This is a genomic window from Halosimplex amylolyticum, from assembly GCF_051414035.1.
Lineage (GTDB): Archaea > Halobacteriota > Halobacteria > Halobacteriales > Haloarculaceae > Halosimplex > Halosimplex amylolyticum.
In genome coordinates this window covers 634,439-658,676 of sequence record NZ_JBLKNW010000001.1, presented here as the reverse complement: position 1 = coordinate 658,676, position 24,238 = coordinate 634,439, and the positions used below count along the sequence as shown (strand labels likewise).

The window sequence follows — 24,238 nt, the reverse complement described above, 5'->3', positions numbered from 1 at the left end:
CGAAGTATTTGTTGCTGGCAGGCCTCCTAACGGTGAATGCAACGCCCGGAGTGGAACGTGACGATCCAGTTGCGGGCACCCGATCTGGCCTGACACATGAGTGACGCCGACGAGGGATTCGAGTTCGCCGGCGACGGGTCGGCCCGCGAGTACGGATCGGTCGCGCTCGTCGCCGGCTGCGTGGTCGCGGTCGTTCTCGCGACGACGCTGGTTCCCACAGCGGTCTCGGTCGGCCTCGCCGGTGCGCCGGCGGAGTCGTTGATCCCGATGCCGCCCGGCGCCGAGGAGCGTTCCGACGGCGGGAGCGCCGGCGGCGGCGAACGAGGAACCGGCGACGGGTTCGGAGCGCTGAACCTCGGCGACCGAACGTCGGTCGGCGGGTCGCTCGATCAGAACGGCGGCAACCCGTTCCGGTCGCAGGACGCGGAGGTTCACTTCCTGGTCCGTAGCGAGGAGTCCAGTTACTGGCGCACTGGCTCGTACGACACCTACACCGGCGACGGGTGGTCGCGGTCGGGCACGAGCGACGCGTCGGCGCCGATCGAGGGCAGCGAGGTCCGCTATCGCGTGGAACTGGCGCGACCGACCACTTCGGCACCGACCGTGTGGCGGCCGACGGGCGTCCAACAGGCCGAGGACATCGAACTGACCGAGGGTGGTCTGGCGCGCGCCAACGGTACGCTGCCGGCGGGAACCAGTTACGTAGGCGTGAGTCGGAAGCCGCCGCGGGACCCGGAGCTATTGCGGACGAGCGGCCGCGACTACCCGGACGCCATCGAGCAGCGCTACACGAAACTCCCGCCGAGCACCGCAGTGTCGCTCCGACCGTTCACGAACAACGTCACCCGGGGGGCGGACACGCCCTACGAGACGGCGGTGCGGATCGAGGAGTGGCTAGAGGCGAACAAGGAGTACTCGCTAAACGTCTCGGAGCCGTCGGGTGAAAACGTCGCCCGAGAGTTCGTCACGCAGATGGAGGCGGGCTACTGCGAGTACTTCGCGACGGCGATGACGACCATGCTGCGATCGCAGGAGATCCCCGCTCGCTACGTCGTCGGTTACTCGACGGGCCAGCAGGTCGGGGCGAACGCGTTCCAGGTGCGGTCGATGAACGCCCACGCCTGGGTGGAGGTGTACTTCGAGGACGTGGGCTGGGTGCGCTTCGACCCGACGCCGGGGACCGAGCGCCTGCAGCAAGAAGCGGAGTCGTACGAGGAAAGCAGTGCGCCCGGGGAGTACAGCCCCCAGGAGGAGGGCAGCCCGGGTGAGACGTTCTCGCCGGACCCCGGGGGGCGTGACGAGACGGCCACCGCGACGCCGGTGGACCCGGGGTCGAACGACGAGTCGGTGGTGACGCCGCAGCCGACGCCGGACGTACCGGGTGGCGCGGACGACACGCCGGCCCCGGGCGATCCCGGTGAACCGTCGACGAGCGAGTACGACATCGCACTCAACCGGACGGCGGTGCCCGGTGCGACGGTAGCGGTTTCGGTGACGGCGGGCGCCCAGCCGGTCGTCGGAGCGCTGGTCGAGTTCGACGGTGAGCCGGTGGGACGGACCGACAGGGACGGGACGGTCGACGCGACCGTCCCCTACACCGACAACCTCTCCGTAACGGTGGTCGGTGGACGCACCGTCGCGTCGGAGGTGCCCGTCGATTCGGCGCTGTCCGGTGGAGCAGCACTGTCCGGTGCAGCGCTGTCTGGCAGTGTGACGTTGCCCAGCGGTACGGCGCTGTCAGACGGTGCGGTGCTGTCCGGCATGGACGCATCGCGTTCGTTCCCGTCACCGGAGACCGACCAACTCGCCGCGGACGCACAGGCCGACAACACGACGCGTTCGTTCGACGTCTCGACGGAGGCGACGCTGTCCGTGTCGGGCGACGTGCGCACCGGCGAGACCGTGCTTGTCACCGCGACGGTCGACGGCGTCCCGGTCGAGAACGCGACGGTGTCGCTGGACGGCGAACCCGTAGCGCGCACCGGTGACGGGGGGCAGGCGAGCGTGCGCCTGCCCGAATCACCGGGGAACGTCACCCTCGGCGTCGCCCGAAAACCGGTCGCCGGATCCACGACGCTCCGGCTCGGTGGGTTGACAGTCTCGGCTGACGCGGTCTGGCCACTGCCGGTCGCGGGCTCGCCGGTCGAGGTGACGGCGGCGCTCGGGAACGACTCGGCCGCGGGCGTCCCGGTCCGGATCGGCGGCGAGCGAGTCGGCGTAACCGGCGTCGACGGGTCGTTCACGACCGGACTGCCGTTCGAATCGGCCGTGCAGATAGCGGTCGAGACGGACGGGCAGACGGCGCGAACGACCGTCGTGAACCCGCTTGCGAACGCGGCGGGCGCCGCCGTCGGCGCGCTCGCCGTCGTCGTCGGCGGCGCAGTCGCCCTCAGTCGACGGTCGGTCCGTCCGCGGTCGCTCGGCCGCCGTCTCGCGGGCGCGCTCCGAACGGCCTGCCGTCTGGTGGTGTGCGCGTTCGTGGGGTTCGCGGTCGTCGCGGCCGCGCGAATCGAGCGGACGATCGCCTACCTCGCCGCGCTGGTCGCGGGCGACCGCTCGCCCGCCGAGCTAGTCGGGGCGTTCCGAGCGTGGCTGGTCGCCTGGTCGAATCGACTCTCCGGGGTCGTCGATCGGCCGTTCCGCCCCGGAGACCGCGAGTCCGGCGTGGACAGCGGATCGCAGTCGACCGAACCCGACGCGGCGCACGTGACGATCCGGGAGGCCTGGGGACGGTTCCTGACTCTCGTGTCGGTCCGCCGGCCGTGGACGAAGACCCCGGGACAACTGGCCGACCACGCGGTGTCGGCCGACGGCCTGCCCGCCGAGGCCGTCGCGACGCTCCGTGACGAGTTCCGCGCCGTCGAGTACGGCCCGCGCTCGCCCGACGACTCCGTCCCGGCCGTCGAGGCGGCGATCGAACGGATCGAACGATCGATCGAATCCTCCGATTCGACGGGGGCAACTGCAAGATCCGACGACACTGGCGTATCCGACGACAGTGACGCATCCGACGACACTGACGTATCCGACGACGAATCGGCGGCCGAGATCGATCCCCGACGAGGTGGGGACTGATGCGCGGCCCCGTCCGGGTCGCGTTCGGCGTCGTCGGCGTGCTCGCGACGCTGCTCGGCGTTCTCTCGGTCAGTGCGCCGTCGCTCGTCGCGGGGACGGAGCCGCTGGCGACCCTGGTAGACGCCGCCTCGACGCTCGAACCGCGGGCGCTCTTCGTCCTCGGCAGCGTTGCGGTCGGGTTTTACCTCGTCGGAGCCGTGTGGAAGTCGCCGGAGGACCGCCTCGTGTCAGGCGACCGGAGCGGAACCGAACGGTTCGAGCGGATCGTCGCCGATCCGCCGGGGACGGTCACGGCTCCCGACCGGACGCTGGTCGCGACCGAATTCGATGCGACCGTCGAGCGGGCGACCACGGGCGACGAACGCGCGATGGACCAGATCCGAGAGCGGCTCCGTAGGCTGGCGGTCGCTCGCCTCCGTCGCAGTGAGTGGGACGGCGACTCGTCGGACGGCGCGGTCGCCTCGGGCGAGTGGACCGACGACCGGACGGCGGCGGCGTTCCTCTCGGGAGACGAGGGACCGGTTCCGTCGCTCCGGTCGCGACTCCGACTCTGGCTCGACCCCGCGGCAGAGCGCGAACGTCGTCTCCGGCGGACGGTCGCGGCGATCGACGCGCTCCCGGCGTCCCCCCGGACCGACAGCGAGCGGGGTTCAACCAGGGACAGCGACGGAGCTGTCGACGGAGGCAGCGGCCGAGAGCGTACGCCACCCGAGGAGGTCGGCGGTGGAGGTGTCGGCGAGTGAGTCACGAACGGGTGTACCGGTGGCGCGTCGGCGCGGTCGCGACCGCGGCGCTCGTCGCTCTCGGGCTGGTGTACGCGTCGCCGCTTCTGCTCGCGTCGACGGCGATCCCGCTCGCGTACGTCGTTTACGGCGCTATCTCGACTGTTCCGGGGGACGCCGCCGTCCGGGTCGAGCGCACGTTCTCGGACGCGACGCCGGCGCCCGGCGCGTCGGTGACGGTCGATCTCTCCGTCGAGAACGTCTCGGACGGGACTCTCCCGGACGTCCGAATCGTCGACGGCGTCCCCGACGACCTGGCGGTCGTCGATGGAACCCCGCGTGCGTGTGTCACGCTACGTCCCGGCGAATCGGCGACGCTGACGTACGACGTCGTGGCGCTACGCGGCGACTTCGAGTTCGCCGACCCGGTCGTCCGTCTGCGACCGTTCGCGGCGGGACGGCTCGTCACGGAGGTCGTCCCGGCGACCGGCGACGCCACGCTCTCGTCGCTCGATCCCGTATCCGCGGCGTCGGTCGGGTCGGCCACGCTCGCCCGGGCGGGAACGCACCCGACCGACAGCGGCGGTGAGGGGCTGGAGTTCCACTCGACGCGCGAGTACCGCCCGGGCGACTCGATCAGTCGCATCCACTGGCGGCGCTTCGCGAAGACGAGCGAGTTGACGACCGTTTCGTATCGCGAGGAACGGGCGGTGAGAGTCGTCGTCGTGGTCGACGCCCGGCCGGTCGGGCGCGTCAGACCTCACGCCGGGGCGCCGACGGCGACGTCGCTAACGGGATACGCCGCCGAACGGATCTACGAGTCCCTGGTCGACGCGGACGTGACGACGGGCGCGGCGGCCTTCGGCGTGGACAGCGCCGATCCGGCCGTCCCGACGGGGGCCGGGCCGATACCCTGGGTCGGCGGCGACCGGGACGACGCGACGGCCCACGCCCGCGCGCTCTTCGACGCGATTCAGCGCGTCGCCGACGATCCCGACGGCGGAGGCGGTGACATCCGTCCGAGAGCAGCGGACGGGAACTGGGCCCCTGTTCGATCGAACGCCTCAGGCATCGATGCGGACGGGCAGTCGGCTAGCGTCGGGCCTCCGAGCGACGCGGCAGAGGAGCCGGACGCGGCCGGTGAAGCGGACGCGACCGGTGAGGCGGACGCGACTGGGGAAGCAGACGCGACCGGAGGAACGGACGCGACTGGGGAAGTAGACGCGACCGGAGGGACGGACGCGGCAGCGCCCGAGACGCCGACACCGGACGGCGGTGCCGACGAAGTGCGATATCTGCTGTCGCAGTTCCCACCGACGGCGCACGTCGTCTTCGCGACGCCGTTGCTCGACGACTGGCCGGTCGACTTCGTCCGGCGGGTCCGTCAGCGCGAATACCCGGTCACGGTCCTCAGTCCCGCTGCGACCGGTTCGGCATCGCTCGGGGCGCGAGTCGCCAGTCGCGAGCGGGACGTACGCCTGGCCGACCTCTCTGCGACGGGCGCGACGGTAGTCGACTGGGACCGGTCGGACGCCGTCGAGGTGGCGCTTGCAGACGCGATCGCCTCGCTACCAGGGGGTTCCCATGGCTGACGTGCGGTCAGACGCCGACGCGACGACCGAAGACCCCGGTCTCGGCGGTTTCACGGCGCCCCCCTCTCGGGTGAGCACTGTGGTCGTCGTCGTGCTGTCGGTGGCCACCGCTGCCGTGCTGATCGGACGACTCGGATCGCTCCTCGCGGTCGCCGTCGCGTTCGCGCACGCGGGGGCGTTCGCCGCGAGTTTGTGGTTGGTCGGGCGGGATCGCTGGCGCGCCCCGGCGACCGCGATCGCCGGCCTGCTCGCGCTGTTCGTCGGCGCCGGCTTCGCCTCCGCCGTGGGCTACGTGTTTCTGGACCTCGTCGCGGCGCTGTATCCGGTGCAGACGGTCGATCAGATCCGACCCCGCGGTCTGCGGGTGGTCAGTGGGACCGTGGTCGTCCTCGGCGGGACTGTCGCGATGGTCGGCGCACTCTCGACGCTCGCCGGTCGCCTCAGCATGGCGAGGACGTGGGCTTACGCGAAACTCGCGGTCAAGACGTTCGTCGTCCCGCTGGCGGTCGCCGCCGTGCTATTGCTCTCGACGCTGCTCCGTCGCCTCGGTGGGGCGGACGAGGCGCCGATGGCCCCCCCGCTCGTTACCACCGTCGGTGACGTCGTCGGCGCGTTCGTCGCTCCAGTTCCCGGTCGAACGCACCTGATCACGTTCTGTCTTCTCCTCGGGACAGCCGCGCTGGCTGTCGCTCGGGCCGTCGACGCGCTGCCGGTCACGGAACTGTCGACGCCGCGGACCGACGACCGCGTCGAACAGACGGCGGCGGCGGTCGAGCGCGCCGCCCGCCGAACCGCCCTCGTCACGGCTGCCGTGTTACCGCTGACGCTGGTCGAGGCCGTAATCTCTCCCCCCGCTCTGCGAGCCGCGCTCTCTGCGCCGGTGTACAGCGTCCTCGCCGGATCGACTGCGAGTCCGTTGCTCCGTGCTCTCCTCCTCGGAGTCGCGCTCGTCGCCGGTGGGACCGCCGCGTTCGTGTGGTCGCTCAAACGCCTGACTCGAACGGAGACGAGCGACGTCGTGGTCGCGCTGACGCCGTTCGTCGGGGGCGGGGCTGTCGTCGTGCTGGCGATCGCACTCCACGGGGTCGTCCTCACACCGGCACTCGCGTTCGTCGCCGACGCACTCCCGGGGCAGTTCGCGACCGCCTTTACCCGCCAGTCGACCGCGGTCGTCGACTTCTACGGCTCGCTGGCGGTCGTCGTCACCGTCGCGGCGGCGCTCGTCGGCATGACCGCTGCGCTCTCGCTTGCGCTCGCGCTGGTGATGGCGGTCGGTGCGCTTCCGGAGTCCGCCCCCGGGCCGGCCATCGCGGCCGCCGGGACGTTCGTCGCCGCGGGCTTCGCCTCCGGCGCCGGCGTGGGTGCGCCGGTCGTTCTGGGGGGACTCGTCGCCAGCGTGGTCGTCTGGGACGCCGGCGAGTTCGGCGTCACCCTCGGACGAGAAGTCGGCCGAACGGGAGCGACCGCCACTCCCGAGATCGTCCACGTCGCCGCCGCGCTGGCAGTCGGCACGTTCGGCGCGCTCGGTTCGATGTCTATCTACCGACTCGCGACGGGGACCGTGCTCACCGACGTGACGACGATCCCCTTCGCCCTCTCAGTGGTCGTCGCCGCGCTCGTCTTGCTGGTCGCCGCGCTCCGATGATTCGCGCGTTGATCGCCCGTCTGCCGACCGTCCGTCCGATGCTCGCTCTTCGACGGCTGGCACGGCGACGCTATCGAGCACGTCGTCGATGACCGCCGCGGGATCCGCCCCGCGGACGCTCGCCTCCGTCGTCAGCACGAGTCGGTGAGCGAACGTCGGATAGACGACTCGTCGCACGTCGTCGGGGACCACGAACTCCCGTCCGTTGATCACCGCTGCCGCCCGGGCGGCCTCGAAGAGCCGTTGCACTCCCCGCGGCGAGACGCCGACCTCTACCCGGTCGTCCTCGCGCGTCGCTCGACCGAGTTCCACGACGTAGTCCCGCAGTTTCCCGTCCACCGAAACCGTCTCGGGCACCGACTGTAACTCTGCCACCGTCTCCCGGTCGACGACCGGATCCACGCTCGGCGACTGAGACGTGCGGTCGGCCCGGCGGTCGATGAGCGTTCGCTCGTCGTCGAATCCGGGATACCCCATCGCGAGTTTGAAGATGAATCGGTCACGCTGGGCCTCGGGCAGCCCGAACGTCCCCTCCTGTTCGATGGGGTTCTGCGTCGCGATGACGAAAAACGGGCTCGGGAGTGCCGTCGTCTCGCCGTCGACCGTTACCTGTCCTTCGCCCATCGCCTCCAGCAGTGCGGCCTGGGTCTTCGGCGGCGCGCGATTGATCTCGTCGGCCAGCAGGAGGTTCGAGAACACCGGACCGGGGACGAACTCGAACTCCCCCGTCCCCTCGTTGTAGACGTTCGACCCCGTGATGTCCGAGGGCAGCAGGTCCGGCGTGAACTGGATGCGCGAAAAGGAGAGGTTGAGTGCGCTGGCGAAACTCCTCGCCGTCAGCGTCTTTCCGGTCCCCGGCACGTCCTCCAGCAGCACGTGCCCCTGTGCGAGAATCCCCGTCAGGACGCTCTCCAGGAATCGCTCGTCGGCGATGACCGCCTCGCCGACGGCGTCGAGTATCCGCCGACAGGTCGCCCCCGCCTCGTCGTAGTCCATGTTCGGGTTCCGGGACGGCCCGACCAAATGTTTTCGGCCTCTGCTGGCTCCCGCCCAAATTTAGATTGGCGAACAGATTCAGGTGTCTTCGAGAAAGGGCGAACCTCGCTACTCCGAACTATTGTAAAGTGTAGAATTGCCGGCAGATCTGTCTATGTTCTCGACATATTCAATATGCCCTTCACTCATATTCGTTTTTGTAGACCAGTAACGGTCAGTGAATTCCATCGCAGTCAATTGGCCCGTGTAGTAATTACGGACCAGTGATGTGTTGACGTATAATGTCTGCGGTGGGGATCCAGTGTTGTTCACCTCTGCTATTCGCAATTTATTCGGAATTTCTCCATCTATTTTTCCGTTATCATAATGGGCGACTGCCTGCGCGTAACCGCTCGAAACAAGTGTGTTCACTTCTTTCGCCCGACGGATATCGTCTTCTGAATGCGCTGTGAGATTCATCACCATTACTAGTTCTTTCCCCACTAACACTGTCCATCCACGGATTCTAACTGGGACATCGGCATCTACCTCCGTTTCACCATAAACTGTGGCTACGAATTCACTGTACCGTTCATTGGCATATGGGCTTGGAGTAGCGGTCGCTCTCGGGGTACGCGTTGGAGTTGGCGTCTGGATTTTAGTTGGCGTTGACGTAACTGTCTGGGTCGGAATTGGCATCTCCGTTTGGGTGATTACAGGAGTTGGAATTGAAGTCCTGGCTGAAGTGGGGATATCTACTTGCGTAGCAGTTTTGGTAGATGTCTGTACACTTTTTGATTCTACCCTTCCATCGAAGACACCGGTTGAGATAGCAACTCCCCCAATTAAGAGAAGAACAATAATCCCGACAATCACCACCATTTTCTGTGCAGGACTAACCTTGGATGGGAATCTATTGACCATTAATATCCCGTATCATGCGGCACACGACCAGTTCGGGTATTGGTGCTCCCGTTCTCCTCACCACTACTTCCGCTGTTGCTGTCTCCGTTGTCTCCGCCATTGTTCTCGCCTACACGATCGGCAATGCTATCTAACAGTGTTGGAAGAATTTCATCGTCCTCATTGCTATCGTCGTATTCAGCGTTTTCGGCCTCACCCCATCTGACACCGTCGTCATCTTCTTCCATTCCATTTCTTTCTTCTTCTTCATTCATTGTGACGCTCACTGTGGGATCGACGTTAACCGAATCAACTTCTAGTGCCTCTTTGTACGCTTCTTGGGTGTCGAATTCGACGACGCCGTCGGTCGAATCGTAGGAGACGCCGGCGTTGTTCTGGGTGAACTCCGCGTCGAGGGTCTGGCCGGCCCACACGATCGTGCCGTCGTTGTCGGCGTCGGTGATGACGATGCCGTTACTGTCGAGGGTCATCCGGTCGTTGGTGCAGTACCGGTCGTCGTCTCTGTTGTACCGCGAGCACTGCTCACCGTCACTATCCCCGCTTCCCGACGAACTACCGCCGCTAGCGGCAGCAGATGGGCTGTGCACTTTGATTTCTCTGGTCGCGGTACGCTGGCGGCCCACCCGGTCGACGACCGTGGCGCTGAGCGTGTAGTTGCCGGCCGTCGAGAACGCGTGAAGGTAGTCCGCCGTTGCGCTCTCGCCGGCGATACTCGTCCGATTGTGCCAGTCCCCGTCGACCCGCCAGGTCACTGCCGCGACGTCCGCGTTGCCAGCCGACACAGACGCGGTATACCCGGCGACTTCGCCCGTGTTCAATGCTTGCGGCCCGGAGAGAGTAACCGACGGTCCGTCGGATTCCTCGACGTGAACCCGCAACGTATCGCGACTGGTCGCACCGTCGTCGTCGGTGACCGTCACCGTCGCGTTGTACGTCCCGACCTGTCGGGCGACGAACGACGTCTGGCCGCACGTCCGGCAGTCCGGCCGGATATAGTCGCCGTCCGGTTGTTCGAGTCGCCACTCGTACTCGGCGACCTTACCATCAGGGTCGCGCGATCCGGTCGCATCGAGATACACGGTCGCGTTGGCCGTGACGTTCTGGTCCAACCCAGCGTCCGCCAGCGGTGCTTCGTTACGAGAATCCGCCGCTCCCACTACCCCCGGGACGAAACTCACCACCGTCCCGACGACCAGTGCAACACACAACGCCGTCGTCAGGCACCCCCAGCCCCACGCACGCTCACAGTCCCAGTCCCAGTCCGACATCCTCTACTCGCCGGTGGTTCCCTCTCCGGTATAAATGTTCGTGGTCCAACACTGTCGGTCGCACTGTCGGTACTGCCGACAGGTACACGTAGCTACCACTTCGCGTCTACGAGGTCGAAAGCACTTCTGAAGAGCATTCCCACGCATTCAGCATTTCCACACCACTCGTCAGTGAATCCGAAGCGTAAATCGTGGCGACACTACACCGAGGTGCCACGCACGGAAGATGGCCTCTCGGCCGGGCTTATTCGAGGTCGAAGCGGTCGAGCTTCATGACCTTGCTCCACGTCTCGGCGAAGTCCTCGACGAACGTCTCCTCCTCGCTCGCGTAGACGTCAGAGATGGCCCGGAGTCGGGAGTTCGATCCGAAGATGAGGTCGACGCGGGTTCCCTCCCACTCGACCTCCCCGGTCTCGCGGTCGCGCAGCTCGTAGACTCCCTCGGACTCCGAGGCCTGCTCCCACTCGTAGCCCATGTCGAGGAGGGTCACGAAGAAGTCGTTGGTCAGCGTCCCCGGTTCGTCGGTGAAGACGCCGAGGTCGGAGTCCTGATAGTTCGCGCCCAGGGCGCGCATGCCGCCGACCAGCACCGTCATCTCCGAGGCCGTCAGGTCGAGCAGGTCGGCGTGGTCCACCAGCAGTTCTTCGGCCGGCGCGTCGTATTCGCCGAAGTAGTTGCGGAACCCGTCGACGCGCGGTTCGAGCACCTCGAACGACTCCTCGTCGGTCTGTTCCTGCGTCGCGTCGGTCCGTCCGGGCTCGAACGGGATCTCGACGTCGTAGCCGGCCTCGGCCGCGGCCGTCTCGACGGCCGCGTTGCCGCCCAGCACGACGAGGTCGGCGAGCGAGACTCGCACGTCGTCGGATCGGGAGCCGTTGAACTCCGCCTGGATATCCTCGTAGGTCGACAGCACAGTCTCGAGTGCCGCCGGCTCGTTGGCCTCCCAGCTGCGCTGCGGTTCGAGGCGGATGCGAGCGCCGTTCGCACCGCCGCGCTTGTCACTGTCGCGGTACGTCGAGGCCGCCGCCCAGGCGGTCTTGACCAGCTGTGTGCGGGAGAGATCCGAGTCGAGGATCTCCGCTTCGAGCTCGGCGGCCTCTTCCTCGCCGATCAGGTCGTAGTCGGCGTCGGGGACGGGGTCCTGCCAGAGCATCGTCTCCTCCGGGACGTCCGGGCCGAGGAACCGCTCGGGCGGGCCCATGTCGCGGTGGATCAGCTTGAACCACGCCCGCGCGAAGGCCTCCAGGAACTCGCCGGGGTTCTTCCGGAACCCCTCGACGATCTCCCGGAACTCCGGGTCCCGCTTGAGGGCGAGGTCCGTCGTCATCATCATGGGTGCGTGCTTCTCCGAGGGATCGTGGGCGTCCGGCACGGTGTCGTACGCCTCCTCTTCGACAGGCTGCCACTGCTTCGCGCCGACGGGGCTCTCCGTCAGCTCCCACTCGTAGTCGAGCAGGTTGTCGAGGTAGGAGGTGTCCCACATCGTCGGCCAGGCGTTCCAGGCGCCCTCGATGCCGCTGGTGGTCGTCTCGGAGCCCTTGCCGGAGTCGGGCCAGCCGAGGCCCTGCTCCTCGATGGGGGCCGCTTCGGGCGCGGGGCCCATGTCGTCGTTGGCGGCGCCGTGGGACTTGCCGAACGTGTGGCCGCCGGCGATGAGCGCGGCCGTCTCCTCGTCGTTCATCGCCATGCGACCGAACGCCTGGCGGATCCGCTCGGCCGACTCGAGCGGTTCGGGATTGCCGTTCGGTCCCTCGGGGTCGACGTAGATGAGGCCCATCACGGTTGCGCCGAGGGGTTCGACGAGCTCGCCGTCCTCGTCGATGCGCTGGTCCTGGGGCGCTTCCCACTCCTCTTCGGGCCCCCAGAAGACGGCCTCGTCGGGCTCGAACACGTCCTCGCGTCCGCCGGCCCAGCCGAGCGTCTCCATACCCATCGACTCGAGCGCGACGTTCCCGGCCAGGACGATCAGGTCGGCCCACGAGAGCTTGCGGCCGTACTTGTGCTTCACCGGTTCGAGCAGCCGGCGCGCCTTGTCGAGGTTCCCGTTGTCGGGCCAGCTGTTGAGCGGTGCGAACCGCTGGGTCCCGCCCGCGGCGCCGCCCCGGCCGTCGACGGTCCGGTACGTCCCGGCGCTGTGCCACGCCATCCGGATGAACAGCGGCCCGTAGTGGCCGTAGTCGGCCGGCCACCAGTCCTGTGACGTCGTCATCAGGTCCTTCAGATCCGCCTTCACCGCTTCGAGGTCGAGTTTCTGGAATTCCTCGGCGTAATCGAAGTCATCGCGGTACGGACCGACGTCTTCGGCGTTCTGGTCGAGCACGTCCAGGTTCAACTGGTTCGGCCACCACTCGTGGTTCCTGTTGCCCATCCTGCGCTTGGGATTGTCCTCACTCATCTGTCGTCAGGATAGCACGGCTATTTGGGGATAAGTTTTCCTTTGGCTACCAGCAATCCAGCCGTGGTCACCGTATCATGATCAGTCTCTAACCCCTGTTTTGGGCGGTATTTCTGGACAACAGGGAATGGGAGTCGGACGGGAACTGACGTATCGACCGCGTTGGATTTATCCCGTCCGCACCGTACCCCGTGGTATGCTCGCATTTCACGTCGCCTTCCTCGCCCTGCTCGTCGGGACCGAGGCATTCTTCACCTGGCTGGCGGCGCTGAACGTCCGGCATGGGGCCAGCGAGGTCGAGCGTAGGGAGACCTCGAATGGAGCGAGCGGTGAAACCGCGAGCCGCGAGGTCGAGCGTAGGGAGACCTCGAATGGAGCGAGCGGTGAAACCGCGAGCCGCGAGGTCGAGCGAAGGGAGACCTCGGATGGAGCGAGCGGTGAAACCGCGAGCCCCGAGACCGACTGGTTCGACGACCGTCTCGACGTCGGCGACACGGACGAACTGCTCGGCTACCAGCGCGCGAAGACCGGCGCCGGCCAGCTCGAGGCCTGGGTCGGTCTCGGCCTGCTGCTGCTGGTCCTGTACTCCGGTCTGCTGGCCGACGCCGTCGCCGCCGTCGAGTCGCTCGGTCTCGGCACCGTACCCTCGGGCGTCGTCTTCTTCCTGGGCGTCGTCCTCGCGCTGCAACTCTCCTCGGTCCCCTTCGATCTGTTCGACACCTTCGTCGTCGAGGAAATCTTCGACTTCAACGAGCAGTCGCCGCGCCTGTGGGCCCGCGACCAGGTCGTCGGCCTGGCGGTTTCGCTGGTCATCTCCGGCCTGCTCGCCGCGGCGGTCATGTGGGTCGTCGACTCGTTCCCGGGCCTGTGGTGGGTCGGCGCCTGGGCGCTGTTCGTCGCCTTCTCGCTGGTCATGATGGTCGTCTACCCGCGGGTCATCGCACCGCTGTTCAACGACTTCGAACCCGTCGAGTCGGGCGACCTGCACGACGCCGTCACCGACGTGTTCGACCGCGCCGGCTTCTCCTGCTCGCAGATCTACGTCATGGACGCGAGCCGGCGCAGCGGCCACTCCAACGCGTACTTCGTCGGGTTCGGCGCGACCAAACGGGTCGTCCTGTTCGACACGCTGGTCGAGCAGATGGAGATGGACGAACTCCAGAGCGTGCTCGCCCACGAACTCGCTCACTGGAAGAAAGCCCACATCTGGAAACGAGTGGGGAGTTCCGCCGTCCGGATGGGCGTCGTGTTCTTCCTCGCCTACCAGCTGGTCACCGGCCCGTGGCTCTACGAGATGTTCGGCCTCGCGTCGGGGGCGGGCCGGCCGGTCTACGCCGGACTGTTCCTCGCGGCGCTGGTCCTCTACCCGCTGAACCGGCTCACCAGCCCCCTCGAAAACAAGCTTTCGCTTGCACACGAGCGGGAGGCCGACGCCTTCGCCGTCGAGGTGATGGGTGACGGCGAACCGATGGTCGACGCCCTCTGTCGACTCGCCAGCGAGAACCTCTCGAACCCGTTCCCGCACCCCCTCTACGAGACGTTCCACTACACCCACCCCCCGATCCCGGAACGCATCCGCGAGATCCGCCGGCAGGCCGGGGCCGCGGACGCGGACACCGACGAGTTGTCTACCCCAAACGCGGGATAGAAACCCTTTATCGGCCATCTTTCCGACGCGTGGCGTTGTGGGTGACAGCGCGCAGGTGCAAGCCGCGCCCATACCCTCCTGGCGGGGCAAGCACGGGTAGTCCGTCATGGAGAGGACACATCTGCGGGCCGACCGGGTCGAGACGGGTCTCGACCGCGTGCTCGCGACAGCGGGCGACGACCTCGTCGTCGCATCGAACCGACAACCCTACAGACACGACTACGGTGACGACGGCGACGTGACCGTCGACCGCCCCGCTGGCGGCCTGACGGCGGGTCTCGACGCCGTGATGCGGCGCGTCTCCGGTACCTGGATCGCCTGGGGCGACGGCGACGCGGACGCGACCGTCGTTGACGGCGACGACCGCGTGACCGTCCCTCCGGACGGGGACGACACCTACACGCTACAGCGGCTCTGGCTCGACGATTCGGAAGTCGAGGGGTACTACTACGGGGTCAGCAACCGGGTGCTCTGGCCGCTCTGTCACGCCGCGCTCGGCACTGTCGAGGGCTGCGGCGACGCCTGGGCCGATTACCGGCGCATCAACGACCAGTTCGCGGCGGAGATGGCGGCGGCCAGCGGCCCCGACCACCTCCTCTGGCTCCACGACTACCACCTCGCGCTCGCTCCGCGGCAGGTCCGCGAGCGAACCGACGACGCGCCCGACGACCCGGCGGCCGACCGCACGCTCGCCCACACCTGGCACATCCCGTGGCCCAGCTGGGACACGTTCCGCGCCTGCCCCCACCGCGAGGAGATCCTCGACGGCCTGCTCGGCAACGACGTCGTCCTCTTTCACGTCCCGCGCTACTGCGAGAACTTCCTCCGATGCGCCGAACGGGGACTCTCGGACGCCGAGATCGACCACGAGGCGGGGACCGTCACGCACCGCGGTCGGACGACGACAGTCCGCGCCGCGCCGATGGGCGTTCCGGCCGACAGCATCCGCGAACAGGCCGGGAGCATGGAAGCGGCCGGCTTCTGCGCCGCCTTCCGGAAGAACCGCGGGATCGACCGCGACACCCGGGTCGCCGTCGGCGTCGACCGGCTCGACTACACCAAGGGCATCGTCGAGCGCCTCGACGCGCTCGAACGCCTCCTCGCCGAGCGCCCGCGCTGGCGCGGCGAAGTGACGCTCGTCCAGATCGGGACGGAGAGCCGGTCGAACATCGACGCCTACCGGCGCTACCAGCAGCGCGTGGAGGACGCCGTCGAGCGGGTCAACGACCGCTTCGCGACCGACGACTGGCGACCCGTCGTCTACACGACCGACATGATCTCGAACGAGGGGCTGGCCGGTCTCTACCGCGAGTCCGACCTCGCCGTGGTCAGCCCGGTCCGCGACGGGATGAACCTCGTCGCCCAGGAGTACGTCGCCGCGCAGGACGACGACCCCGGCGTGCTCGTCCTCAGCGACCAGGCCGGCGCCCACGACGTCCTCGGCGAGTGGACCGTCTCCGTCCGCCCGCACGACACCGTCGGCTTCGCCGACGCGCTCGACGAGGCGCTGTCGATGAGCGAGCACGAACGGCGACGCCGGGGCAACGCGCTGTCCGACTACGTCACCGACAACGACATCGAGTCGTGGGTCGGGACCGTCCTCGGGACCGTCGCGAACCTCGGCCACGCCGACGGGGGTGTGACCACCCGTGCAGACCACTGAGGCGACCCCGCTCTGGCTCGCTCGCGACTCCGTCGCCGACCGCCTCGCCACCGCGCCGGGCGTCGTCTGCGCGCTCGACTTCGACGGCACGCTCGCGCCGATCGTCGACGATCCCGAGGCCGCGTGGATGCCTCCGACCGTCCGCGAACGCGTCGAACGACTGGCGTCGTGTCCCTCCGTCGACGTGGCCGTCGTCAGCGGCCGGGCACTGACCGACCTCCGCGAACGGGTCGACGTCGACGGGATCGCCTACGCCGGCAACCACGGGCTCGAACTCCGCTACGACGGCCGCGAGGTCGTGAACCCGGAGGCGCGCCGGTGTCGCGACGCCGTGGACCGCGTCTGCGACCGCCTCGCCGACCGGCTCGCACACGTCCCCGGCGTCGAGATCGAGAACAAGAACCTGACCGCGACCGTCCACGTCCGACAGGTGCCCGCGGAGCGCGTTCCCGAGGTCGAACGGAGCGTCCGCACCACGGTCGAGGAGACGGTCGCGGCCGGCGTCCCCCTGGAGATCCGCGACGGCAAGGCGATCCGCGAGGTCCGTCCCGCGGTCGACTGGGACAAGGGCCGCGCCGTCGAACAGGTGACCGACGAGGCGCCCCACGGCTGGCTCCCCACGTACGTCGGCGACGACGTGACCGACGAGGACGCCTTCAGGGCGCTGGACGACGAACGGGGGTCGCTCGACGGCCTCGGCGTCCTCGTCGGGGAGCGCGAGACGGCCGCTGACTACCGACTGGAAAGCCCCCGCGACGTTCGCGAGTTCCTCGATCTGCTCGCCGACGCCCAGTTCGAGTGAGCGACGGACCCGTTCACCGCGAAGAATCCCGCTCTCCCATCAGTGTCTGCTCGGCAGTCGTCTGGCGATATGCCGCTCGTCCAGCGACGCAGCAGTCATCCGGCGACGCGGCCGTGACGGGCGAGTATCGAGGGGCCTCCGGCGGTTCGCGTCCGGACGTCCCCGCCAAAAGTAATGTGGCGCCGCCGCGTACGTCGAGGCGATGCGCGACCTGCTCGGGGACGTGTTCGAACCGACGCGGTACAACGTCGCCACCGCGGTCGTCGTCGTGGCCCTGCTCGTGGTCGCCTACGTCCTCGTCCCCCACCCCTACGTCCAGTACGGCGCGTGGCTGGTCATCTTCACTATCTGGATGGTCTGGTTCGTCTACGTCGGCGTCGACCGGATCTACGGGATCGACTCCTGATACGAAAATCGGTCCCAGCCGGGGGAGAAACGGCCGTTCCTCAGTCGTCGTCGGCGGGCTGTTCGTCGCCGCTCTCGGCCTCGTCGGCTGCCTCGACGCGCGGCCCGCCCGCGTGGCCCTCGTGGGCGACGGCGGTCGCGAGTAACTCCTGCGAGAGGGCGGGCACGTCGCCCGAGGAGACCGGCCCCATCGCGTCGACGTCCTCGACCGACCGGGGGAACTGGCGCAGGTCCATGTGGACGGCGATACCGGCCTTGGCGCCCTGGCCCATCGCGACGGGGATCTGGTTGTGGCCGGGGGTCACGTCGCCGACGGCGTAGACGCCGTCGACGCTGGTGCGGCCGTGGTCGTCCACGTCGATGGTCCCGTCGTCGGTCAGCTCGCAGCCGACGGCCTCGGCCAGGTCGGTGTTGTACTCCGAGCCGTACATCGGGAAGCCGCCGCGGTACTCTCGAACGGTCCCGTCCTCGAACTCGAAGGACTCGAGCCAGCCGCCGTCGTCGCGGTTGGCCGCCGCGATCTCCGCGTGGATCACCTCGACGGGGTGGTTGCGGAGCATCTCGTCGGTGTCGTCGCTCCACTCGGGGTCGTCACCGCGAGTCAGCAGGTCCACGTCGTCCGTGAAGTTCAGCATGATCATCGCGACGTAGGCCGCCGAGTCGCCCGTGCCCATCACGTAGACCGGCTCGTCGGCGAACATGTAGGCGTCGCAGTGCAGGCAGTAGTGGAGGCCCCGGCCCGTCGGCGGGAGCGGCGGGTCCGGGGTGACGTCGGAGAACCCGGTCGCGAGGACGACCCGACGAGTGCTGTAGGTCGCGTCGCCCGTCTCCAGGCGGAACCGGAGGTCGTCAGGACCCTCACCGTCCCCGTCGGTGACGCGCTCGATCCCGCCGACGAACTCGCGGTGGATGTCGGCACCGTACGACTGCACCTGCTCGGCGGCCGTCCCGAGGAACTCGCCGCCGCTGACGTCCTCGGTGACGCCGATGACGTTGTGGGTGTCCTGCATCATCGCGGCGCGGCCGCCGCCGCGGTCGACGACCGCCGTGTCAAGCCCGAGGCGCGTGGTGTAGAGCGCGGCCGTCAGTCCCGCCGGCCCGCCGCCGACCACGACGACGTCGTACTCGCTGTCGGTCATGTACGAGCGGATAACGGACGAGTCGGCTTAAACCCCGTCAAATCGGTGCGCGCGGTTACTGACGGGTAAGCCCCACGGCGGCGCGCCAGGGGTCCTCCGGACCGTCGTCAGCGATCCTCTGGACCGTCGTCAGCGATTCGCCGACCCGAATTCGTCCGAGAGCGTCCCGTTGCCGCAGTCGCCGGTCCGGCGGAGCACGACCGTGTACTGGTCGACGCCCATGTCCTGCGGGTCGCCGTACTGCATGGTTCGCGGGCGCGTCCCGACCCGGAAGAGTCGCTGCCACATCGGCGCCCGCCCCTCGCCACGCAGGAATCGCGGTTCGCGTCCGTACTCGCCGGCGATCTCGTAGGGGTAGGTGTCCTCGGCGAGCAGGTCGCTGACGAAGCCCTCGACGCTCGGGTTCGTGAGGACCTCCGCCCGCTTGCCCCAGGAGTCCGGCGCGAGATACAGCAGTGACCGGTGGTAGTTGAGGACGACGTATGCCGGACAGCGGTCGGTGAACGTCGCCACGCCGAAGCGCGGGCGCTGGTCGACGCGGTCGCTGTGCGGGACCGCCGCGTCCTGCGGGTCCACCGTGTAGGTCTCTATCGTGTCGTTCGCGCCGCCGTGGCTCGTCAGGTAGTCGACGGCCTGGTCGCGGGGCTGGGAGGCGTACGCGAGCGTCCCCGCACCGGCGTAGGCGGCGCTCGTCACCAGCAGGACGGCGACGGCCGCCCGGCCGACCGCTGGCCGGCGCTCGCGCAGGCGGACGAGCGCCACCGCGAGGACGAGCGCCAGCAGCGCGAACGTGGGCAGGAGGTGGTGCGTCCGGACGTATCGCCACGTCGAGAAGACGAGGAGGTACGTGCCGACGCCCGCCAGCGCGATCCGCAGTCCGTCGGCCGTCAGCGAGCGCTCGCGGAACCGCCCGATTGCGGCCGCCGCGCCGGCGACGAATCCGAGGAGAAGCGGTACCCCGGCGCCGTTGAGGTACCCCCGCAGGATCCACCACCAGCTGGGCTGGACGAGCCACCCGTGCGGTTCGGATTTCGCGCCGAACGCGCGGCTGATCCGGCCGCCGAACTCCTCCGGGGCCCCGAGGACGATGCTCGGGAACCCGGCCGCGACGGTCGCGATGCCGATCAGGACGCCGACGGTCAGGAACCTCGGGCGGACGAGCGCGGCGACCGGCCCCGCGTCCGACCGGCGAGCGCGGTGGAGGTGTGCGACCCCGAGCATCACCGCGCTCACGCCGCCCGAGAGCTTGAACGCGATCGAGACCCCGCCGAACAGGCAGCCCCAGAAGAACAGCCTGTCGGCGCCCGACTCCACGTATCGAACGGCGAAGTACAGCGAGAGCAGGAGGAAAAACAGCGACGGGACGTCCTCGCCGCCCTCGTGAGCGAGGACGAGGAACCCCCACGTGACGGTCAACAGCGCCGCTGCCAGTCGGCCGGTCGCGCGGTCGCGCATCGTCGTCCCGGTGCGGTAGACGACGTAGACGCTGCCGACGGCCATGGCGACGTTCGCCAGTCGCACCGGCAGGACGCTCCACGTCCAGATCCAGCCGGGCGTCCGGAGCCAGTGGGGCCAGAAGCCGACGCCGATGTGTCGACCCATGTCGGCGAACGCCGGGAGCGCGTCGCTCGCCAGGACGACGACGAAGACGGGGAGGAGCGCGAGCGCCGAGAGGTACATCGCCGAGCCGTAGGTCCGCCAGTACGCCGCACCCTCGGAGATCGAGCCGAGTCCGGGGTCGTCGAGGTACGCCGCGACCACCTCGATGGGGTCGACGACCCGCCAGCGCTCGTCGCGCGTCGCGAAGTTCGGCAGCCGGTGCCAGATCCAGAACGACGAGACCAGGAGGGCGGCAGCGAGGATGTACGGGAGGTACGGGTCGGCGCGGAGGTCCTCGACGACCTGCCGCTTCGCCCGCTGGAGGGGGTCCGGGAGCGCCATCTGTACGTCCCTCCCGACCGAGGGGAACGGTAAAAACGACCCGCCTTCGGCCCGGTGGCCGGCGCACGTTGCTCCCGTGACCCGCCCCGACGCGACCGTCCGCCGCTCGTGTCGCTGACAGTGACCGACACCGGATGGCACTCCCGGCGCCGTTCGCCCGCTCGGTCACCTTTTTGCCACGGGGTCGCGAACCGAGCGACGACATGACAGACCGTCTCGCCATCGCCGGGATCGGATCGGTCGCGACGATGCACGCCGAATCGATCGCGGACATCGACGAAGCGGCGCTCGTCGCCGGCTCCTGTCGCACCGAGGAGCGCGGCCGCGAGTTCGCCGACGAGTACGGCTGCGCGTGGTACGCCGACACCGAATCGATGCTCGACGCCGAGGACGTCGACGTCCTCAGCATCTGCACGCCGAGCGGCGCGCACCTCGAACCCGCGCTGGCGGCCGCCGAGCGCGGCGTCGACGTGCTCTGCGAGAAACCGCTGGAGATCACGACCGAGCGCATCGACGAGATGGTCGCCGCCGCAGACGACGCCGGGATCCGCATCGGCGGGATCTTCAACCAGCGCTACAACCCCGTGGTCCGGCAGCTCCACGAGGCCGCCGCCGACGGTCGGTTCGACGATCTCTCGGTCGCCAGCGCGTACGTGCCGTGGTGGCGCGACGACGACTACTACGACGGCGCGTGGCAGGGGACCCAGGAACTCGACGGCGGCGGTGCGCTCATGAACCAGTCGATCCACGGGGTCGACGCGATCCAGTGGCTCGCGAGCGCGGCCGGCGCGGACGGTGATACCGGAGCGGGGTCGGAGAGTGTCAATCCCGTCGCAGAGGTGTTCGCGTACACCGACCGCCGGGCTCACAGCGGCGACATCATGGAGGTCGAGGACACCGCGGTCGCCGTCCTCCGCTACCGCGACGGCACGCTCGGCCAGATCCTGGGCGCAACCTCCATGTACCCGGGATCGCTCAAGCGGCTCCAGATCGCGGGTCGCGGCGGCACCGCAGAGATCCTGGAGGACGAACTCGTCACCTGGCAGTTCCGCGAGGAGCGCGACGACGACCCGGCGATCCGCGAGGAGTTCGGCGAGACCGACTCCGGCGGCGGCGCGGCCGACCCGATGAGCATCGACTACGCGAACCACCGGCGCAACATCGAAGACTTCCTCGACGCCCGCGCGAACGACGAACCGTACATGCTCGACGCGAGCGAGGCGCGAAAGGCCGTCGAGATCATCGAGGCGATCTACGAGTCCGCCGAACGGGGCGAACCGGTTCGGATCGAGTGACCGCGCCGCGATGCGACCGGCGAGTGACCGCACCGCGGTGCGACCGGCGAGTGACCGCGCCGCGATGCGATCGGCGAGTGACCGCACCGCGGTGCGACCGGCGAACTACCGGCGTGCCTCGAAGCCCCAGCGGAGCGCCGCGCCGTCGGCGGGCGCGGTCTCGTAGACGACCGCGAACTCGTCGGCGTCGCCGTCGGTCACGTGGAACCGGCCGACCGCGTCGTCGCTGGCCGCCCAGGCGCTGGTGACGAGCGGGGCCACGTCGAGGCCGTGTTCGACCGAGAAGCGACGACGCTCGCCGTCACCCCGCGCGTTCGCGAACCCGGCCTGTTCGGTCACGAACCCCTCGTTCTCGCGGACGACCGGGAGCGTCTCCCCCGCGACGGGGTCGGCGTCCCCGCGGAACTGGTTGTCCCGGACGACGAGCGACTCGTGGTCGGCCGCGACGGCGACGCCGGGGGACTGCGTCCCCGCGCGGTCGACGACGTGGCACCCGGCGACGGTCGAACCCTCCACTGGCCCGCCGAAGTGAACGCCGGCCGCATCGCTGTCGGCGCCATCGGGGTTCGAATCGGGCGGCCCGCTGCGACCGTTGTCGCGGACGTCGCAGTCGGAGACGCGGAGGTCGGCGCCGCCGTCGGCGAACGTCAGGCCCGGCCCGCCGTTGTCGTACACCTCGCAGTCCGCCACCGACACCGAACGCACGGGCTCGCCGGTCGACACGCGGACGCCAGCGCCCGCGTTCGCGCCGACGTGGCAGTCCGCGACGTCGACGAACGCGTCCGTCCCCGCGTCGGCGACGTGGACGCCGTGGCCGCCGTTTTCGGTGACGTGGCAGCCGTCGACGCGGTGCTCCCGGGCCGGGAACGGGGGGCGCTTCGCCTCGTTCGGCCAGTCGCCCTTCTCGTCGATCACGACCCCGTCCTCGTCGTTGGCGTGGGCCGAGCAGTTCGAGACCCGGACGCGCCGATCCGCGGAGGTGCGGAACCCCACGCGGTTGCCGACTGCAGTCGACCCGTGGACGAACACGTGACCGGCGTGGTACTCGTTCGCCCGCCCGCCCGTCGCCTGGTTCTCGAACATGATCCCGTTGTTGCCGTTGGCGCGGGCGTGGCAATCGGAGACGACGACGGGTTCGGCGTCGTCCTGGAGCCCGGTCCCGATGCCGATGCCGTTCGAGCCGAGGTTGAGGCCGTCCCGGGCCGCGGCGAAGTTGCGGCCGCAGTTTTCCGCGACGCAGCCGTGGACCAGCGAGTCGACCATCATGTCCGTCCCGATGCCGGTCGCCGCCGCGCCGTACGCGTGGACGCGAAGGATCTGACAGCGGCGGACGTGCTGGTAGTAGACGCACTTCTCCGCGGCCGAGTAGTCGTCGGGGTCGCCCAGCCCGGAACTGTCGACTGTCAGATCGGCCACCGTCGCGTCGACGAGTACGTCGTCTGCGTCGCCGAGGTACTGGAGCGGGGCGAACCCCGTCCCCTCCGCGGCGACGGTCGTCGCCCCCATCCCGTCACCGACGAGACGGACCCGTGAACGCATCGTCACCGGGCCGTCGACGCGGTATTCGCCGGCAGGCAGACGGACGATCCCCCCGCCCGCGTCGCCCGCGGCGTCGACGGCGTCCCGGATCGCGGCCGTGTCGACGGTCTCGCCGTCGCCGGCGGCGCCGTAGTCGGTCACGTCGTCCATGGCACCACTACGAACCCCAGCCGATTAGGTGGACGGTTGAGAAAGCGCGCATTCGATAACTGAGCGGAAGGGCGTGACGCGAGCCGCCCCCGTTACTGGCACGCGTTTCCGCGGTGACAAGACATACGACCCCCCGCTCCGACCGCGGAGACATGACAGCCCCGTTCGTGATCAGCGGATTCGCCGACGAGATCGCGTCCGACCTCGACGACCAGCTCTCGACCCTGGACGGACTGGACATCAGTCACCTCGACCTGCGCGGCGTCTGGGACGAGAACGCCCTCGACCTCTCGGACGAGCGGCTGGACGAACTGGAAGCGACCCTCGACGAGCGCGGCTTCTCGGTCACCTCCATCGGATCGCCGATCGGGAAGATCGGGATCGAAGACGACTTCGAGCCGCACGTGGAGCGCCTCGAGCGCGCGCTGGAACTCGCGAATCGCTTCGACACCGAGTACGTCCGCGTGTTCTCATACTACATCCCCGAGGGCGACGACCCCGCGGACCACCGCGAGGAGGTCCTCCGGCGGACCCGCGTGGCTGTCGAGAAGGCCGAGGACGCGGGCGTGACGCTCGTCCACGAGAACGAGAAGGACATCTACGGCGACACGCCCGGGCGCGTCCGGGACCTGCTGACGACCGTCGACTCGCCGCACTTCCGGGCGGTGTTCGACCCCGCGAACTTCCTGGAGATCGGCGTCCGGCCGTACCCCGACGCGCTCCTGCAGGTCGTCGAGTACGTCGAACAGGTCCACGTCAAAGACGCCGAGTACGGCGAGCGCGGCGAGATCCGCCCCGCCGGCGAGGGCGACGGCCGCATCGGCGAGACAGTCGCGGCGCTCCGGGACCGCGGGTTCGAGGGCGCGCTCTCGCTGGAACCGCACCTGTCCTTCGCGGGGTCGGCGTACGGCTACAGCGGTCCCGAAGGGTTCGAGGCGGCCGCCGAGGCGCTGAAAGGCGTGCTCGACGACGGGGGAGTGAGCTACGAGTAGTCGAGAGCGGGGGACCACTCGACGAGAGAGCGGACTGCAACGGTCGTTCCGCGAACCACTTTCGCTCC

The 24,238-nt window shown here is 68.8% G+C and carries 17 protein-coding genes; 10 read left to right on the top strand and 7 right to left on the bottom strand.

Going from position 1 to position 24,238, the window contains the following annotated elements:
- The first annotated feature begins 96 nt into the window (after positions 1 to 96).
- The 4 genes from ACMGFE_RS02975 to ACMGFE_RS02960 are packed head-to-tail and all read left to right on the top strand — an operon-like array spanning position 97 to position 7,034.
- The gene (locus tag ACMGFE_RS02975; RefSeq protein ID WP_436923604.1) at positions 97 to 3,075 is read left to right on the top strand and encodes a transglutaminase TgpA family protein; all 2,979 of its coding nucleotides are present in this window, start codon (positions 97 to 99) and stop codon (positions 3,073 to 3,075) included.
- The gene (locus tag ACMGFE_RS02970; protein ID WP_436923603.1) at positions 3,075 to 3,818 is read left to right on the top strand and encodes a DUF7269 family protein; all 744 of its coding nucleotides are present in this window, start codon (positions 3,075 to 3,077) and stop codon (positions 3,816 to 3,818) included. The genes ACMGFE_RS02975 and ACMGFE_RS02970 overlap by 1 nt, the downstream gene beginning before the upstream one ends.
- Positions 3,815 to 5,389 (top strand): DUF58 domain-containing protein, encoded by a 1,575-nt coding sequence (locus tag ACMGFE_RS02965; protein WP_436923602.1) that lies wholly within the window; start codon positions 3,815 to 3,817, stop codon positions 5,387 to 5,389. The genes ACMGFE_RS02970 and ACMGFE_RS02965 overlap by 4 nt, the downstream gene beginning before the upstream one ends.
- The gene (locus ACMGFE_RS02960) at positions 5,382 to 7,034 is read left to right on the top strand and encodes a DUF7519 family protein (RefSeq protein ID WP_436923601.1); all 1,653 of its coding nucleotides are present in this window, start codon (positions 5,382 to 5,384) and stop codon (positions 7,032 to 7,034) included. The genes ACMGFE_RS02965 and ACMGFE_RS02960 overlap by 8 nt, the downstream gene beginning before the upstream one ends.
- On the opposite strand, the gene ACMGFE_RS02955 is transcribed toward ACMGFE_RS02960, so the two are convergent.
- From ACMGFE_RS02955 to katG, 4 genes are all read right to left on the bottom strand, one after another.
- Positions 6,987 to 8,030 carry an AAA family ATPase gene (locus ACMGFE_RS02955; protein WP_436923600.1) on the bottom strand — a complete coding sequence of 348 codons (1,044 nt, stop codon included), beginning with the start codon at positions 8,028 to 8,030 and terminating at the stop codon, positions 6,987 to 6,989. The two genes, ACMGFE_RS02960 and ACMGFE_RS02955, sit on opposite strands and share 48 nt — an antisense overlap.
- A 108-nt stretch (positions 8,031 to 8,138) precedes the next feature.
- On the bottom strand, positions 8,139 to 8,933 hold the full coding sequence (locus ACMGFE_RS02950; RefSeq protein WP_436923599.1) for a superantigen-like protein SSL4: 795 nt from the start codon (positions 8,931 to 8,933) through the stop codon (positions 8,139 to 8,141).
- A complete protein-coding gene (locus ACMGFE_RS02945) occupies positions 8,933 to 10,201 on the bottom strand; it encodes a PKD domain-containing protein (protein WP_436923598.1) in 1,269 nt (422 codons plus the stop codon). The genes ACMGFE_RS02950 and ACMGFE_RS02945 overlap by 1 nt, the downstream gene beginning before the upstream one ends.
- 244 nt (positions 10,202 to 10,445) lie before the next feature.
- Complete coding sequence (katG, locus tag ACMGFE_RS02940; RefSeq protein WP_436923597.1) at positions 10,446 to 12,596, bottom strand: catalase/peroxidase HPI; 2,151 nt, start codon at positions 12,594 to 12,596, stop codon at positions 10,446 to 10,448.
- 196 nt (positions 12,597 to 12,792) lie between these two features.
- Here katG and ACMGFE_RS02935 point away from each other — a divergent pair, with 196 nt between their 5' ends.
- The 4 genes from ACMGFE_RS02935 (at position 12,793) to ACMGFE_RS02920 (ending at position 17,115) form a co-directional block, all read left to right on the top strand.
- A complete protein-coding gene (locus ACMGFE_RS02935; protein WP_436923596.1) occupies positions 12,793 to 14,244 on the top strand; it encodes a M48 family metallopeptidase in 1,452 nt (483 codons plus the stop codon).
- A 106-nt stretch (positions 14,245 to 14,350) separates the two neighbouring features.
- Positions 14,351 to 15,907 carry an alpha,alpha-trehalose-phosphate synthase (UDP-forming) gene (locus tag ACMGFE_RS02930; RefSeq protein WP_436923595.1) on the top strand — a complete coding sequence of 519 codons (1,557 nt, stop codon included), beginning with the start codon at positions 14,351 to 14,353 and terminating at the stop codon, positions 15,905 to 15,907.
- Positions 15,894 to 16,709, top strand: coding sequence for a trehalose-phosphatase (gene otsB, locus ACMGFE_RS02925; protein WP_436923594.1), 816 nt, complete (start codon positions 15,894 to 15,896; stop codon positions 16,707 to 16,709). Before ACMGFE_RS02930 ends, otsB begins: the two co-directional genes overlap by 14 nt.
- 202 nt (positions 16,710 to 16,911) lie before the next feature.
- Positions 16,912 to 17,115: a hypothetical protein gene (locus ACMGFE_RS02920; RefSeq protein ID WP_436923593.1), complete on the top strand. Its 204-nt coding sequence runs from the start codon at positions 16,912 to 16,914 to the stop codon at positions 17,113 to 17,115.
- 40 nt (positions 17,116 to 17,155) lie between these two features.
- Here ACMGFE_RS02920 and ACMGFE_RS02915 read toward each other — a convergent pair whose 3' ends face one another.
- Together ACMGFE_RS02915 and ACMGFE_RS02910 are read right to left on the bottom strand one after the other, a co-directional pair.
- Positions 17,156 to 18,253: an NAD(P)/FAD-dependent oxidoreductase gene (locus ACMGFE_RS02915; protein WP_436923592.1), complete on the bottom strand. Its 1,098-nt coding sequence runs from the start codon at positions 18,251 to 18,253 to the stop codon at positions 17,156 to 17,158.
- 129 nt (positions 18,254 to 18,382) lie between these two features.
- Positions 18,383 to 20,194 carry an ArnT family glycosyltransferase gene (locus tag ACMGFE_RS02910; RefSeq protein ID WP_436923591.1) on the bottom strand — a complete coding sequence of 604 codons (1,812 nt, stop codon included), beginning with the start codon at positions 20,192 to 20,194 and terminating at the stop codon, positions 18,383 to 18,385.
- 203 nt (positions 20,195 to 20,397) lie between these two features.
- On the opposite strand from ACMGFE_RS02910, the gene ACMGFE_RS02905 reads away from it, so the two are divergent.
- Complete coding sequence (locus ACMGFE_RS02905) at positions 20,398 to 21,489, top strand: Gfo/Idh/MocA family protein (RefSeq protein ID WP_436923590.1); 1,092 nt, start codon at positions 20,398 to 20,400, stop codon at positions 21,487 to 21,489.
- A gap of 105 nt (positions 21,490 to 21,594) precedes the next feature.
- On the opposite strand, the gene ACMGFE_RS02900 is transcribed toward ACMGFE_RS02905, so the two are convergent.
- Entirely contained in the window at positions 21,595 to 23,178 is a 1,584-nt protein-coding gene (locus tag ACMGFE_RS02900; protein ID WP_436923589.1) for a right-handed parallel beta-helix repeat-containing protein, read from the bottom strand.
- Positions 23,179 to 23,330: 152 nt separating this feature from the next.
- Between ACMGFE_RS02900 and ACMGFE_RS02895 the strand changes: the two genes are divergently transcribed.
- Positions 23,331 to 24,170 carry a sugar phosphate isomerase/epimerase family protein gene (locus ACMGFE_RS02895; protein ID WP_436923588.1) on the top strand — a complete coding sequence of 280 codons (840 nt, stop codon included), beginning with the start codon at positions 23,331 to 23,333 and terminating at the stop codon, positions 24,168 to 24,170.
- Positions 24,171 to 24,238 lie beyond the last annotated feature (68 nt).

Coding starts and splice junctions, on each gene's coding strand:
- ACMGFE_RS02930 (WP_436923595.1), top strand. CDS start 14,351: ATGGAGAGGACACATCTGCGGGCCGACCGGGTCGAGACGGGTCTCGAC.
- katG (WP_436923597.1), bottom strand. CDS start 12,596: ATGAGTGAGGACAATCCCAAGCGCAGGATGGGCAACAGGAACCACGAG.
- ACMGFE_RS02935 (WP_436923596.1), top strand. CDS start 12,793: ATGCTCGCATTTCACGTCGCCTTCCTCGCCCTGCTCGTCGGGACCGAG.
- ACMGFE_RS02895 (WP_436923588.1), top strand. CDS start 23,331: ATGACAGCCCCGTTCGTGATCAGCGGATTCGCCGACGAGATCGCGTCC.
- ACMGFE_RS02950 (WP_436923599.1), bottom strand. CDS start 8,933: ATGGTCAATAGATTCCCATCCAAGGTTAGTCCTGCACAGAAAATGGTG.
- ACMGFE_RS02970 (WP_436923603.1), top strand. CDS start 3,075: ATGCGCGGCCCCGTCCGGGTCGCGTTCGGCGTCGTCGGCGTGCTCGCG.
- ACMGFE_RS02960 (WP_436923601.1), top strand. CDS start 5,382: ATGGCTGACGTGCGGTCAGACGCCGACGCGACGACCGAAGACCCCGGT.
- ACMGFE_RS02900 (WP_436923589.1), bottom strand. CDS start 23,178: ATGGACGACGTGACCGACTACGGCGCCGCCGGCGACGGCGAGACCGTC.
- ACMGFE_RS02975 (WP_436923604.1), top strand. CDS start 97: ATGAGTGACGCCGACGAGGGATTCGAGTTCGCCGGCGACGGGTCGGCC.
- ACMGFE_RS02905 (WP_436923590.1), top strand. CDS start 20,398: ATGACAGACCGTCTCGCCATCGCCGGGATCGGATCGGTCGCGACGATG.
- ACMGFE_RS02955 (WP_436923600.1), bottom strand. CDS start 8,030: ATGGACTACGACGAGGCGGGGGCGACCTGTCGGCGGATACTCGACGCC.
- ACMGFE_RS02915 (WP_436923592.1), bottom strand. CDS start 18,253: ATGACCGACAGCGAGTACGACGTCGTCGTGGTCGGCGGCGGGCCGGCG.
- ACMGFE_RS02945 (WP_436923598.1), bottom strand. CDS start 10,201: ATGTCGGACTGGGACTGGGACTGTGAGCGTGCGTGGGGCTGGGGGTGC.
- ACMGFE_RS02920 (WP_436923593.1), top strand. CDS start 16,912: ATGCGCGACCTGCTCGGGGACGTGTTCGAACCGACGCGGTACAACGTC.
- ACMGFE_RS02910 (WP_436923591.1), bottom strand. CDS start 20,194: ATGGCGCTCCCGGACCCCCTCCAGCGGGCGAAGCGGCAGGTCGTCGAG.